Source organism: Flavobacteriales bacterium (assembly GCA_025210295.1).
Taxonomy (GTDB): domain Bacteria; phylum Bacteroidota; class Bacteroidia; order Flavobacteriales_D; family Parvicellaceae; genus S010-51.
Genome location: JAOASC010000046.1, coordinates 19,906 through 33,256 on the forward strand (window position 1 = coordinate 19,906; position 13,351 = coordinate 33,256).

General features: G+C 33.8%; 16 protein-coding genes. 2 read left to right on the plus strand and 14 right to left on the minus strand.

The genetic code is table 11. The annotated features are described in order from the left end of the window. Positions 1-2 precede the first annotated feature (2 nt). The 13 genes from rplV to N4A35_14075 form a co-directional block, all read right to left on the minus strand. Positions 3-398 (minus strand): 50S ribosomal protein L22, encoded by a 396-nt coding sequence (rplV, locus tag N4A35_14015; protein MCT4582527.1) that lies wholly within the window; start codon positions 396-398, stop codon positions 3-5. 21 nt (positions 399-419) lie between these two features. Then, complete coding sequence (rpsS, locus tag N4A35_14020) at positions 420-698, minus strand: 30S ribosomal protein S19 (GenBank protein ID MCT4582528.1); 279 nt, start codon at positions 696-698, stop codon at positions 420-422. Positions 699-706: 8 nt separating this feature from the next. Next, the gene (gene rplB, locus N4A35_14025; protein MCT4582529.1) at positions 707-1,528 is read right to left on the minus strand and encodes a 50S ribosomal protein L2; all 822 of its coding nucleotides are present in this window, start codon (positions 1,526-1,528) and stop codon (positions 707-709) included. Between the two features lie 19 nt (positions 1,529-1,547). Next, entirely contained in the window at positions 1,548-1,844 is a 297-nt protein-coding gene (gene rplW, locus N4A35_14030) for a 50S ribosomal protein L23 (GenBank protein MCT4582530.1), read from the minus strand. Between the two features lie 5 nt (positions 1,845-1,849). Beyond that, positions 1,850-2,479, minus strand: a complete 630-nt coding sequence (rplD, locus tag N4A35_14035) for a 50S ribosomal protein L4 (GenBank protein MCT4582531.1) — start codon at positions 2,477-2,479, stop codon at positions 1,850-1,852. Further along, positions 2,479-3,096 carry a 50S ribosomal protein L3 gene (gene rplC / locus N4A35_14040; GenBank protein ID MCT4582532.1) on the minus strand — a complete coding sequence of 206 codons (618 nt, stop codon included), beginning with the start codon at positions 3,094-3,096 and terminating at the stop codon, positions 2,479-2,481. Before rplC ends, rplD begins: the two co-directional genes overlap by 1 nt. A gap of 16 nt (positions 3,097-3,112) precedes the next feature. Next, entirely contained in the window at positions 3,113-3,418 is a 306-nt protein-coding gene (gene rpsJ / locus N4A35_14045) for a 30S ribosomal protein S10 (protein ID MCT4582533.1), read from the minus strand. Between the two features lie 24 nt (positions 3,419-3,442). After that, positions 3,443-5,548 carry an elongation factor G gene (gene fusA / locus N4A35_14050; protein MCT4582534.1) on the minus strand — a complete coding sequence of 702 codons (2,106 nt, stop codon included), beginning with the start codon at positions 5,546-5,548 and terminating at the stop codon, positions 3,443-3,445. Positions 5,549-5,582: 34 nt separating this feature from the next. Continuing rightward, the gene (rpsG, locus tag N4A35_14055) at positions 5,583-6,053 is read right to left on the minus strand and encodes a 30S ribosomal protein S7 (protein MCT4582535.1); all 471 of its coding nucleotides are present in this window, start codon (positions 6,051-6,053) and stop codon (positions 5,583-5,585) included. A gap of 28 nt (positions 6,054-6,081) precedes the next feature. Next, the gene (gene rpsL / locus N4A35_14060) at positions 6,082-6,456 is read right to left on the minus strand and encodes a 30S ribosomal protein S12 (GenBank protein ID MCT4582536.1); all 375 of its coding nucleotides are present in this window, start codon (positions 6,454-6,456) and stop codon (positions 6,082-6,084) included. Between the two features lie 150 nt (positions 6,457-6,606). Next, entirely contained in the window at positions 6,607-7,248 is a 642-nt protein-coding gene (locus N4A35_14065; GenBank protein ID MCT4582537.1) for a hypothetical protein, read from the minus strand. Between the two features lie 4 nt (positions 7,249-7,252). Further along, positions 7,253-8,623: a tetratricopeptide repeat protein gene (locus tag N4A35_14070; protein ID MCT4582538.1), complete on the minus strand. Its 1,371-nt coding sequence runs from the start codon at positions 8,621-8,623 to the stop codon at positions 7,253-7,255. A gap of 80 nt (positions 8,624-8,703) precedes the next feature. Next, positions 8,704-9,537 carry an EI24 domain-containing protein gene (locus N4A35_14075; GenBank protein MCT4582539.1) on the minus strand — a complete coding sequence of 278 codons (834 nt, stop codon included), beginning with the start codon at positions 9,535-9,537 and terminating at the stop codon, positions 8,704-8,706. A 174-nt stretch (positions 9,538-9,711) separates the two neighbouring features. On the opposite strand from N4A35_14075, the gene purB reads away from it, so the two are divergent. Both purB and N4A35_14085 read left to right on the plus strand, forming a co-directional pair. After that, positions 9,712-11,064 carry an adenylosuccinate lyase gene (gene purB / locus N4A35_14080; protein ID MCT4582540.1) on the plus strand — a complete coding sequence of 451 codons (1,353 nt, stop codon included), beginning with the start codon at positions 9,712-9,714 and terminating at the stop codon, positions 11,062-11,064. Positions 11,065-11,111: 47 nt separating this feature from the next. Continuing rightward, positions 11,112-12,104 (plus strand): paraquat-inducible protein A, encoded by a 993-nt coding sequence (locus N4A35_14085; protein ID MCT4582541.1) that lies wholly within the window; start codon positions 11,112-11,114, stop codon positions 12,102-12,104. A gap of 182 nt (positions 12,105-12,286) precedes the next feature. Here N4A35_14085 and N4A35_14090 read toward each other — a convergent pair whose 3' ends face one another. Next, complete coding sequence (locus N4A35_14090; protein ID MCT4582542.1) at positions 12,287-13,327, minus strand: RluA family pseudouridine synthase; 1,041 nt, start codon at positions 13,325-13,327, stop codon at positions 12,287-12,289. Positions 13,328-13,351 lie beyond the last annotated feature (24 nt).

Here is a 13,351-nt window from a genome sequence, read left to right on the forward strand (position 1 = left end):
TTTTACTTCGTTTTATCAATTACAAGTGTAACGTGATTTGATCTTTTTCTAATTCTGTGTGCTCTACCTTGTGGTGCTGGCTGAATTCTTTTCAACATTCTAGCACTATCAACGTAAACATCCTTTACTATTAGGTTAGCAGTTGAAGGATCTTCTCCTTCATTTTTCTGCTCCCAGTTATTAATTGCAGAAACTAATAACTTTTCCATTCTATTTGACGCTTCTTTAGGATTAAATTTTAAAATATTTAATGCTGTATAAACGTTCTCCCCTCTAATGATATCTGCAACTAAACGCATTTTTCTAGGTGAAGTAGGACAGTTATTTAATTTTGCTATTGCTGTACTGCTCTTAAGCTCTTTCTTAAGTTCCGCAGTTTCTCTTTTTCTTTTTCCCATTTCAATAAACTTTTAGAGTGGTTATCTTTTACCTTTATCTTTCTTTCCACCATGTCCTCTAAAAGTACGAGTTGGTGCAAATTCGCCTAACTTATGTCCAACCATATTCTCAGTTACATATACAGGGATAAATTTTTTCCCGTTGTAAACTGCAATAGTTAAACCTACAAATTCAGGAGTAATAGTTGAAGCTCTAGACCAAGTCTTAATTACACTTTTAGATCCAGATTCTTGTGCTTCGTCAACTCTCTTAATTAGTTTATAATGTACAAATGGTGGTTTTTTTAACGATCTAGCCATTTCTTAAATTATTTTCTTTTTGAAATTATAAAGCGGTTTGAAGCTTTAGTTTTACTTCTTGTTTTGTATCCTTTAGCTGGTAATCCAGTTCTTGATCTTGGGTGTCCTCCTGAAGACTTACCTTCACCACCACCCATTGGGTGATCAACTGGATTCATTACAACACCTCTTACACGAGGTCTTCTTCCTAACCATCTAGAACGTCCCGCTTTACCAGATCTAGTTAAACTATGCTCTGAATTTGAAACCACACCGATTGTTGCAGTACATGTCAATAAGATCATTCTTACTTCACCAGAAGGTAATTTAACAATTGCATATTTACCATCTCTAGCGTTTAATTGTGCGTAAGCACCTGCACTTCTCACTAATGAACCTCCTTTACCAGGGTATAATTCAATGTTGTGAATTACTGTTCCTAAAGGAATATCACTTAAATAAAGTGTATTTCCAACATCTGGAGTTGCATTTTTACCAGACATCACTGTCTGACCTACTTCTAATCCTTCAGGAGCGATAATATATCTCTTTTCTCCATCAGCATAGTATAATAATGCAATTCTAGCAGATCTATTTGGATCATACTCGATAGTTTTTACAGTAGCTGGAATATCTTGTTTATTCCTTTTAAAATCGATAGCTCTGTACTTTCTCTTATGACCACCACCGATGTATCTCATCGTCATTTTCCCTGTATTATTTCTTCCTCCAGATTTATTTAAACCTTTTACTAAAGATTTCTCTGGCTTTGAAGCTGTAATATTAGAAAAGTCATCGACAATCTTGTGTCGTTGACCTGGTGTCATTGGTTTTAATTTTCTTAATCCCATTTCTAATTAATTTCTGTTGTTAAATGTTTTCATACAAATCAATGATATCTCCTTCCGCTACTGTAACTACAGCTTTCTTGTAAAGCTTGTTACGTTGAAAAGAAATCCCACGACTTGTGTGCTTCATTTTTCTTTTTCCACCACCATAATTCATTGTGTTCACAGAGTCAACAGCAACATTGTACAATTTCTCGATGGCATTCTTTATCTCAATCTTGTTTGAATCCTTATTCACAATAAAAGTGTAAGTATTTGACTTTTCACTTAATGTGTTAGACTTTTCAGTCAAGACTGGTCTTTTAATAATATCTTGCATTTCTCTTACGCGTTAAATAAGTTTTCAATTTTCTCTACGGCTCCTTCAGCTAAAACTAATGCATCAGCATTAAGAATATCGAATGTATTTAACTTGTCGGCAGAAACGACTTTACTCTTTTTCAAATTTCGAGACGACAAATATACATTTCTTTCTTCATTTGCAACCACAAATAATGTTTTTTTATCAGAAACTTTTAAATTTTCTAATAGCGAAACAAATTCACTTGTTTTAGGTGTATCAAACTTTTGATCTTCTAAAATTGTGATTTGGTTTTCGATAGCTTTATGCGATAGAGCTGTAGCACGAGCTAACTTTCTTAACTTCTTATTTAACTTGAAGCTATAGTTTCTTGGTCTTGGTCCAAAAACACGTCCTCCACCTCTAAACAATGGGTTCTTAATACTACCTGCTCTGGCAGTACCTGTTCCTTTTTGTTTTTTGATTTTCTTAGTACTTCCAGTAATTTCTCCTCTTTCTTTAGCTTTATGCGTTCCTTGACGCTGATTAGCTAGGTAAAGTTTAACATCCAAATAAACAGCATGCTCATTTGGCTCTAAACCAAAGATTGAATCTGCTAAAGTAACTTTCTTTGCTGTTGCTTTACCTTCTTTATTATAAACTGCTAATTCCATTATTTCTCAAGTATTACGTATGATCCTTTAGCTCCTGGCACAGAACCTTTAATAACGATGATGTTTTTATCAGCTAAAACTTTTAATACTTCTAGATTAGAAACTTTAACTCTATCACCACCAGTTCTTCCTGCCATTTTCATTCCTTTAAAAACTCTCGCTGGGTAAGATGCAGCACCGATAGAACCTGGAGCTCTTAATCTGTTGTGCTGACCATGTGTTGCATCACCTACTCCTCTAAAGTTGTGACGTTTAACAACACCTTGGAATCCTTTACCTTTTGAAGTTCCTACTGCATCTACGAATTCTCCTTCTTGGAATAATTCAACAGTAATTTCATCTCCTAAGTTTAAATCAGAATCAAAAGATCTAAACTCTACTAATTTACTTTTTGGAGTTGTACTAGCTTTTTTGAAGTGTCCTTTCAAAGCGCTTGAAGTGTTTTTTTCTTTGCGCTCTCCGTAACCAATTTGAACTGCTTCGTATCCATCTTTTTCTTGAGACTTGATTTGTGTTACAACACAAGGTCCTGCCTCAATAATCGTACATGGTATGTTTTTACCATCGGTACTGAATACGCTAGTCATCCCTACTTTTTTGCCTATGATACCAGCCATTTTACTTTATTTATAATTATACTTTAATTTCTACTTCTACACCACTTGGTAACTCTAACTTCATTAATGCATCAATAGTCTTTGATGAAGAGCTATAAATATCCATTAATCTTTTGTAAGAGCATAATTGAAACTGCTCACGAGCTTTCTTATTTACGTGTGGTGACTTTAACACGGTGTAAATTCTTTTGTGCGTTGGTAGCGGAATAGGACCGCTAACAACTGCACCAGTAGTTTTTACTGTTTTTACAATCTTCTCAGCAGACTTATCTACTAAGTTGTAATCGTAAGATTTTAATTTTATTCTTATTTTTTGACTCATTTTGTCTTTTATCTTATTTGTTAATTAAGCCTCTACTTCTCCTTTAGATTTAGCAATTACTGCATCAGCAATTCCTTTTGGACATTCTGCATAGTTATTGAACTCCATTGTAGAAGTTGCTCTACCTGAAGACATTGTTCTTAATGCTGTAACGTATCCAAACATTTCTGATAATGGCACTAACGCTTTAACAACTTTAGCTCCATTTCTATCGTCCATTCCTTCGATTTGACCTCTTCTTCTGTTCAAATCTCCAACGATATCTCCCATGTTTTCTTCTGGAGTTACAACTTCCAATTTCATGATTGGCTCTAAAAGAACAGCTCCACATGCTGGTGCTGCAGCTTTGTATGCTAACTTAGCACACAACTCAAATGATAAACCATCTGAATCTACAGCGTGGAAAGATCCATCTTTTAAAGTAACGGTCATACTATCCATTGAGAACCCTGCTAATACACCATTCTTCATAGCTTCAGTAAATCCTTTCTCAACGTTAGGAATAAATTCTCTAGGAATATTACCACCTTTTACTTCATTGATAAATTCTAATCCTTCTTTTCCATCTTCACGAGGCTTAATTTCAACTACAATATCAGCAAATTTACCACGACCACCTGATTGTTTCTTATAAACCTCTCTATGGTTTGCAGCTCTTTTAATTGCCTCTTTATAGTTTACTTGAGGAGCACCTTCGTTAACCTCTACTTTAAATTCTCTTTTTAAACGATCAATTAATACCTCTAAGTGTAACTCACCCATTCCTGAGATAATCGTTTGACCTGAATCTTCATCCGTTTTAATTTGGAACGTTGGATCCTCTTCTCCTAACTTAGATAATGCAACACCTAACTTATCAACATCTGCCTTAGTTTTAGGCTCGATAGCAATACCAATTACTGGATCAGGGAATTCCATTGATTCTAATACGATTGGGTGTTTTTCAGCACACAATGTATCACCAGTTCTAATGTCTTTAAATCCAACTCCAGCACCAATATCTCCTGCTTCGATTCTATCTAAAGCATTTTGTTTATTAGAGTGCATTTGGAAAATTCTAGAGATACGCTCCTTCTTGTTTGTTCTAGTATTTAAAACATACGAACCTGCATCTAAAACTCCTGAATACATTCTAAAGAAACACAATCTACCTACGAAAGGATCTGTTGCAATTTTAAACGCTAATGCCGACATTGGTTCATCGTTATTAGGCTTTCTTGTTAATGTTTCATTTCCTTCTACATCTGTACCTTCAATTGCATCAATATCAACTGGAGATGGTAAAAACGCCATTACATAATCTAATAATGTTTGAACCCCTTTGTTTTTAAATGCTGAACCACAAATAATAGGATTAATAGACATATTAATTGTAGCTACACGAATTGCATTCATGATTTCTTCTTCAGTGATTGAATCTGGATCTTCGAAAAACTTCTCCATTAATTCATCATCACTTTCAGCAACAGCTTCAATCAATACATTTCTCCACTCTTCAGCTTCTTCTTTTAAATCTTCAGGAATATCAAGAACATCAAAAGACATTCCGTTATCATCTCCTGCCCAAACAAAAGCTTTCATTTTAATTAAATCAACTAAACCTTTGAAATCATCTTCTGCTCCAATAGGAATAGTCAAAGGAATAGGATTCGCTCCTAAACGCTCTTTAATTTGATCTATAGTACCAAAGAAATCAGCTCCAATTCTATCCATTTTGTTAATGAATCCAATTCTAGGAACATTATATTTATCAGCTTGTCTCCAAACCGTTTCAGATTGAGGCTCTACTCCACTTGAAGCACAGAATAAAGCTACTGCTCCATCTAATACACGTAAAGAACGCTCTACTTCTACTGTAAAATCAACGTGTCCTGGAGTATCAATAATATTAATCTTGTACTCTTCATCTAAGTAGTTCCAAAAAACTGTTGTCGCAGCAGAAGTAATTGTAATACCTCTTTCTTGCTCTTGCTCCATCCAGTCCATTGTAGCTGCACCATCGTGTACCTCACCTATCTTGTGAGAAACTCCAGTGTAATAAAGGATACGCTCAGTAGTAGTTGTTTTACCAGCGTCAACATGGGCCATAATCCCAATGTTTCTTGTGTACTTTAAATCTCTTTTAGCCATTTTGCTATCTTATTATACTTTATAAAAATCTTAATTAGAATCTAAAATGAGAAAATGCTTTATTAGCCTCAGCCATTCTGTGCATATCCTCTTTCTTTTTAAATGCCGCCCCTTCTTCTTTTGCAGCAGCAGAAATTTCCGCAGCCAACTTTTGACTCATTGACTTTTCATTTCTTTTTCTAGCGAAACCAATCAACCATTTCATTGCCAATGAATGCTTTCTTGAATCTCTAACTGGAGATGGAATTTGATATGTAGCACCACCTACTCTTCTACTTCTTACTTCAACGCCTGGAGTGACATTTACTAAAGCTTTCTTCCATATTTCTAACCCTTCATTCTCCTCAGAACGCTCATCTAAAATATCAATAGCATCGTAAAAAATCTTAAACGCAACACTTTTCTTTCCGTCTAACATTAAATTATTTACAAACTTTGTTACCTGAACGTCATTAAACTTAGGATCTGGTAAGATAATATGCTTTTTGGCCTTTCTTCTTCTCATGACTTAACTTGTCTTTACTTTTAATTTATTATTTCTTAGGTCTTTTCGCCCCGTATTTTGATCTTCTTTGTGTTCTTCCTTCCACACCTGCAGTATCTAAAGCACCACGTACAATATGATATCTTACACCTGGTAAATCTTTAACTCTTCCACCTCTTACCAAAACAATACTGTGTTCTTGTAAGTTGTGACCTTCACCACCGATGTAAGCATTAACCTCTTTTCCATTGGTTAATCTCACCCTTGCTACTTTTCTCATTGCAGAGTTAGGTTTCTTAGGTGTTGTAGTATAAACCCTAACACAAACTCCTCTTCTTTGTGGACATGAATCTAAAGCTGCAGATTTACTTACCTGTACTTTACTAGTCCTTCCTTTTCTTACTAACTGTTGAATAGTTGGCATAATAATATTTAATTCTTTCTAATTGATTTTTATCCTAAAATTACATTTAGGGTCTGCAAAGGTAATCTATTTTTTTTTAATTCCAATATTTAGCACCTCTTTTTAAGAAAAAAGGTAAAAAAAAAGGTTGTATATCAATTCGTTAGCAAATTAAAACTCCACGAACTGAAATACACTTCCCCCAATTGAGCAATATACTGAATCATTCACTTGTGTTAACACACCATTTCTGTTTAAAACATAAGAATAATGGTTATACTGATCTGCAAGCACTCTTGTTGTTAACAAAGTATCTATTTGGCTAGCTGAAAAACTTAAACTATTATAGGACTCACCAACCTCTTGGTCATTGTTAAAACTGAAATACACTTGATCACCAGGCATTGCTCCCGCCCCCCAGACTAATTTAAATACTATTTCAGCAATAGGCTTATAAGCCACCTTGACATCGTTGATTGTCGCGGCATCAATCAAATCTGGACTTAGCTCAACAACTTTAGTCAAAAAACCAGCTTTAGTTATTCTAAATTGATAGGCTATATCTGAAGAAGTTTTAGACAAGCCAACCAAGTACTCTCCTTTCCAATCTGTTTTTCCAGAGTTTATCAGTTCAAATGAATTGGAAAAAGTACTACCAGAAACGCTCTTTACATAAAATGCTACATCAGCATCTACGATTGCATTATCATTAACAAAAGATGAAAGACTTAAACGAAGCTCTGTTTCTTTTTGTTTCTTACAAGCTGTAAAGGATAAAAAAGATAAAAAACACAATGAAAACCAAAGTCTCATTTTCTTATTTTAACTTGGAAATATCTATCGAAAAGATATCTGCTCCTCCTTTAGAGTCTTTTTTATAGTATGCACTTACATAAGCTGTCTTACCATCAGGGCTTACAGATATTGTTTTCTCTTCTTTAACTGTATTTATTGGATATCCCATATTCATTGGTGCACTCCAAACTCCTTGCTCATCCATCTCAGACATGTAAATATCATAAGATCCTAAACTGTTTTCAAATCCATTTGAAGAATAAAACAAACGCTTACCATCTAAAGAAATAAACACACATTTTTCATCTCCTGTTGTATTGATACTTGCCCCCAAGTTTCTTGGTTCAGTCCACGAACCTCCCTCTTTTTTTACGACATAGATATCAGCTCTCCCCTCACCTCCAGGTCTTTCAGAAACAAAATAGATCGCTTTTCCATCTCCCGTCATACTAGCTGAAGATTCGAAATAACTAGAATTTATCTTTTTACTGATCTTTTTATCTTCTTTTTCTAGTAAAGGTTTAGGTTCACCCCATTTTCCAGACTTACTCTGTTTAGCAATATAAATATCCCCACTTCCTGTTACATTGGTGATATTTCTATAAACCAACATCTTTCCATCAGGAGTAAAACCAAGAGCTCCATCATGAAACTCTGTATTCACTCTACCATTTACAGACTTTCCTTTTGTCCATTCTCCTGTAACAGTATCTAATGTTGAAATGTAAATATCTGTATAATATAAATAATCAAAATTTCGATCTAAATTCCCCCCTTTAGTATCTGATCTTCTTGAAGTAAACACTAATGTTTTACCATCTTGGGAGATACATGGCGCAAATTCAGGAGCAAAGGTATTGATCTTGTCTCCTAAATTCGTAATTGTAACATCTTTAGGAGCTTGCATTTGCTTTTTAGCATAATTACATTGAGCCACAAATAAATCAACGTCAGAATCTTGAATCTTACGCTCATTTCCATTAAGTGTTAACTTATAGGCTTCGAAATTAGCTATTGCTTCATCTAAATTCCCTAAACGATGTTCGATTTTCCCTTTCAACAACAACACATCTCTATCAACTTCCTTATTAAGACTATAAGACTTATCTAAATACTCTTTAGACAAATCGTATTTATTCAAGGCATATTGACATTGAGCAATACCATAATTTGCTTTTGCATTGTTTTCATCAATTGACAATATTTCTCTAAACAAATTTAATGCTCCTCTGTAATTATGCTCATAAAACTTACGCGTTCCCTCGGCTACTTTAAAATCAATTTTAGCGCGCTGAATGATGTTCTTATTAGTATCTGTTAAGGCGATATAACCATTGGCAATCGCTAAATTTCCAGATATAAAAACAAGTATAAAAAGTATATATTTTATCATAACTTAGAATAAAAATTATCCGTTAAAATAAACAAATATATTGATTTCTTGAAAAAAGCTAACTTTACCTTTACAATTGTTTATAACTCATCTGTTTTTTTAACATCATCGTGATTTTCAAGCTCTTTTGCTGTAGTATTCTGGCTTAAATCTACAATTTCATGAACCCCTAAAGTAGCAGCGACTATTGTAACAATAGGTATAATCGACATGATAATTGATGATACAATTACAATAACCAGAAATGCATTTGTTGAGAAATCATCTTTTGCTCCTACAAAATACTTATTGGTATAATGAAACAAAATAGTAAAGACTGATCCTAAAGCAAAAGCAAATCCACGATGTTTTTTAACAAAGCTGACACTTTCTGAAATGGTCAATCGCCTCCTCTCATTCATGTAATCAATAAAACTAAAGCCATAATAATAAAAACCGATCAGCATCGCAACAGCTGTTTGAATATAACCTGTAATTACCGATGGTAGTTGAAATATCCACCCCAAAATCATAATCACCAGCCAAATAGAATAAACGATACCAAATTCCCAAATTAAATTTCTGATCGATAAATTAATGGTTCGCTTAACATCTTTTATTAACTGCTTTAAATTAAATTTATAAACATTACCCGTAATAATTCTTTCAACTCTTTCTGAAACAATAGATAAAATAGGAGATAAACAGATGATCAAAATATAACGCATAAACTTAAAGACCAAATAAGCCATAGCAGTATAAAAACCATACACAATGGCGCTCCAAATCTTTGACCAAAAGCCTGCTGATTCTGAGCTTTGAGCAGCTTCATTTTTCCATGACTCAAACGCAAATCCCAAATAATAAATTCCAACAAACAACAAAATGGGCAATAAAAAATACAAATAGAGCTTATGCTCTTTTATAAACTTCAAAGCGTTTAAATAGCTTCTATAGCCTAATAACAAATCCTTAAACATAGTTCGTAAAACTCTTTCCTAATATCGATATTAAAAACATAAAAAAATACAACTTAGAATTCACTAATCTTTAACAAGTTCTTTGTATTTTTGCGCTAAAATAATCAATTTCAATAGCAAAACAAAACCATGAACTTAAGCACATTAACAGCAATTAGCCCAATAGACGGTAGATATAGAAGAGTAACTTCAAACCTAGAAAACTATTTTTCTGAATTTGCTTTAATAAAATACAGGGTTTTTGTTGAAATTGAATACTTTATTGCATTATGTGAACTCCCTCTTCCTCAACTTAAGGATTTTGATTTGACTAAAACTCCAGCTTTGAGAGCTATCTACTCAGAATTTACTTTGGAAGATGCATTAAGAATAAAGGAGATTGAAAAAACAACCAACCATGACGTAAAAGCTGTAGAATATTTCATTAAAGAAAAATTTGATGCCTTAGGTCTTAAAGACAGCAAAGAGTTCATTCACTTTGGTCTTACCTCACAAGACATCAACAATACAGCGATTCCTAAGTCTTTGAAAGATGCGATTTTAGACAGCTATCTTCCTTTACTTGAACAATCAATTGAACTATTAACTGAAAAAGCTAATGAATGGAAAGAAATCCCTTTATTAGCAAGAACACATGGACAACCTGCTTCTCCAACCAAACTTGGTAAAGAGATTTATGTTTTTATAGAACGTTTAAACATTCAAAAACAACAATTACTTGCCATTCCTTTTTCTGCTAAATTTGGAGGTGCAACAGGAAACTTTAATGCTCACAATGTGGCTTACCCTGAGTTTAACTGGGTTGATTTCGCCAATGATTTAGTAAACAATAAGCTTGGCATTAACAGAAGCCAAACCACTACTCAAATAGAACATTACGACAATATTGCATCTTTATTTGATGCGCTTAAACGAATCAACACCATACTTATTGATCTAGATCGTGATATCTGGACTTATGTATCAATGGATTATTTTAAACAAAAAATAAAAAAAGGAGAAGTAGGTTCTTCTGCAATGCCGCATAAAGTAAACCCTATTGACTTTGAAAATTCTGAAGGTAATCTTGGTATTGCCAACGCTCTTTTTGAGCACCTTGCTGCAAAACTTCCTGTATCTAGACTTCAAAGGGACTTAACAGACAGTACCGTTTTAAGAAACATCGGAGTTCCTATCGCACATTCTATCCTTGCTCTTACTTCATTAAATAAAGGTTTAAATAAATTGTTGTTAAACGAAGGAAAAATAGCAGAAGATTTAGAAAATAACTGGGCAGTTGTTGCAGAAGCTATTCAAACAGTACTTAGAAGAGAAAACTATCCTAACCCTTATGAAGCTCTTAAAGCACTTACCAGAACAAATGCAAAAATTGATGCCAACTCCATTGCTACATTTGTTGATGGATTGGATGTTTCAGAAACGATTAAGGCTGAATTAAAATTAATCACGCCAAGTAATTATACAGGTGTTAATTTATTTTAACAGATAGAATTGCTTTTTAGGAAATTGTTTGTTTAGATTTAAGGTCTATGCACATATTCAAAACCTATTTTTACAGCTTTATTTTTAGCATTGTCTTTTTAGGATTCTCCGTCTACAGAACACTAGAAATCGTCCAACACAATGTCGACTATCAAGCTCACATGCAACAACATGTGGAAGTCTTAAAATTTGAAGACAGGCTTTTCAATGCTAAAGAATGGAGTCTGCTACTCATTGAAAAAGCATTCCACTTTGTTGACGACACTGAATGGAGCGCCAAAGAACAAGCTGCTGTTCATTTGCTTTTAGAAGCTGAAAATGACTATAATTTGATGCAAGAAAAGAGTACTGAAATTGGAGCCGCTGCTTTTGCGCTACTTCTATTCTTAGGATTAATTTACTTTAGAAAAAACCTTCAACAACAACTAATACTTCCTTTATTTGTTATCTGTACTGTATTTCTCTACCTGGGAATCACCACTCCTATGCTGTCTATTAGCGCGTCAAATAATGACTTGACAATTCCTATAGGATTAGATTTAAGCGCTTTAACTTCTCCAATTGAAAAGGGGTTAGAATACTTGGACGAATGGACAGGACTACACACTTCGGAATCAGTAATTCCAGATAAACTAGAAACAAACATCATTTTTGAAGGAAAGATGTACTACTACTACCAAAGTAAATCCATCGCTCAACTAATTACAATATTGTTTGATGACAAAAATTTTCTTGTTGGAATCTCAATCTTACTTTTCAGTATTATTTTACCAATTTTAAAGCTCTCCCTAACCCTCTTTTTAGCATTAAGTTCAAAGAGCTATCATACACTTTCTAAAATACTTTCTTACGTTGGAAAGTGGAGCATGGCAGATGTTTTTGTTGCAAGTTGCTTCTTGGCATACCTCTCTTTTTCTAATATGAATGTAGGCATTGATACAGAAAGTAAAACACTTGTTGGTCTTTACTTCTTTTTTAGCTATGTCGTATTATCTATAATAATGGGAATCCTTTCTTCTCCAAAATCAATCAAGAATTAATGGCATTAGCGCTCCATTTTTTATCATATATCTTTTACCCATAAAAGTAAAACATTCGTTTTCTTTTAATTTATATAGACTGTCTAGGTCCTCTTCAATAGTATGTACTGATCCTCCTGATTGATGTGCTAGTTTTAAATATTTTAGATTTACCACCCTTATCAAAAGGGACAAGTAAAGGATTACTTTACTGTGTTTCCATATTTTCTCCACTTATCTATCCCTAATGTCATATCTTCTGGTAATTCGGACTCAAACTGCATCCATTCTCCTGTTTTAGGATGCGTAAACCCAAGCGATTTCGCATGTAAAGCTTGGCGAGGCAACAAATCGAAACAATTTTCCACAAACTGCTTATATTTATTAAACATTGTACCTTTTAATATCCTATTCCCACCATATTCTTCATCGTTAAACAGCGTATGACCAATATGTTTCATATGAATTCTAATCTGGTGCGTTCTTCCTGTTTCTAAACGACACTCTATTAAACTCACATACCCAAATCGCTCCAAGACCTTATAATGAGTCACTGCATGTTTTCCGATTTCAGGATCTTCATACACCGCCATTATTTTTCTATTACTCAACGATCTTGCTAAATTACCTGTAACTGTTCCCTCTTCTTCTTCAAAGTCTCCCCACACCAACGCATGGTATCTTCTATGGGTTGTACGATCAAAAAACTGTTTAGCTAAATGTGTTAATGCATCTTCAGTCTTCGCTACCACCATAATACCAGAAGTATTTTTATCTAATCGGTGAACTAGGCCTGGTCGACCAAAATAATTATTAGGTAAAGATGGTAAATTATCAAAATGATACACTAAAGCATTTACTAGGGTCCCTGTATAATTTCCAAAACCTGGATGGACAACCATTCCTGCTTTTTTATTAATTACAATTAACTCATCATCTTCATAAACAATATCAAGCGGCAAATCTTCAGGGATTAATTCAATATTTCGAATGGGGTACGGTAATACTATTGATATTTCATCATTAGGCTTTACCTTATAGTTGGATTTAACAGCCAAATTATTAACTAAGATATTTCCGTTTTTAGCAGCAATCTGTAATTTATTCCTAGATGTATTAGGAATTCGATCCATCAAAAACTTGTCGATTCTTACAGGCTCTTGCCCTTTATCTGCTTGTACCTTATGATGCTCAAATAATTCTTCTGAAACACCATTTCCCTCTTTATTAATATCCTCTTGCATGACCTTGAATTCTAAAAACGCAAA

Bases quoted from the DNA above. Each gene is read 5' to 3' on its own strand.
- rplV (MCT4582527.1), bottom strand. From the start codon at position 398: ATGGGAAAAAGAAAAAGAGAAACTGCGGAACTTAAGAAAGAGCTTAAG.
- rpsS (MCT4582528.1), bottom strand. From the start codon at position 698: ATGGCTAGATCGTTAAAAAAACCACCATTTGTACATTATAAACTAATT.
- rplB (MCT4582529.1), bottom strand. From the start codon at position 1,528: ATGGGATTAAGAAAATTAAAACCAATGACACCAGGTCAACGACACAAG.
- rplW (MCT4582530.1), bottom strand. From the start codon at position 1,844: ATGCAAGATATTATTAAAAGACCAGTCTTGACTGAAAAGTCTAACACA.
- rplD (MCT4582531.1), bottom strand. From the start codon at position 2,479: ATGGAATTAGCAGTTTATAATAAAGAAGGTAAAGCAACAGCAAAGAAA.
- rplC (MCT4582532.1), bottom strand. From the start codon at position 3,096: ATGGCTGGTATCATAGGCAAAAAAGTAGGGATGACTAGCGTATTCAGT.
- rpsJ (MCT4582533.1), bottom strand. From the start codon at position 3,418: ATGAGTCAAAAAATAAGAATAAAATTAAAATCTTACGATTACAACTTA.
- fusA (MCT4582534.1), bottom strand. From the start codon at position 5,548: ATGGCTAAAAGAGATTTAAAGTACACAAGAAACATTGGGATTATGGCC.
- rpsG (MCT4582535.1), bottom strand. From the start codon at position 6,053: ATGAGAAGAAGAAAGGCCAAAAAGCATATTATCTTACCAGATCCTAAG.
- rpsL (MCT4582536.1), bottom strand. From the start codon at position 6,456: ATGCCAACTATTCAACAGTTAGTAAGAAAAGGAAGGACTAGTAAAGTA.
- N4A35_14065 (MCT4582537.1), bottom strand. From the start codon at position 7,248: ATGAGACTTTGGTTTTCATTGTGTTTTTTATCTTTTTTATCCTTTACA.
- N4A35_14070 (MCT4582538.1), bottom strand. From the start codon at position 8,623: ATGATAAAATATATACTTTTTATACTTGTTTTTATATCTGGAAATTTA.
- purB (MCT4582540.1), top strand. From the start codon at position 9,712: ATGAACTTAAGCACATTAACAGCAATTAGCCCAATAGACGGTAGATAT.
- N4A35_14085 (MCT4582541.1), top strand. From the start codon at position 11,112: ATGCACATATTCAAAACCTATTTTTACAGCTTTATTTTTAGCATTGTC.
- N4A35_14090 (MCT4582542.1), bottom strand. From the start codon at position 13,327: ATGCAAGAGGATATTAATAAAGAGGGAAATGGTGTTTCAGAAGAATTA.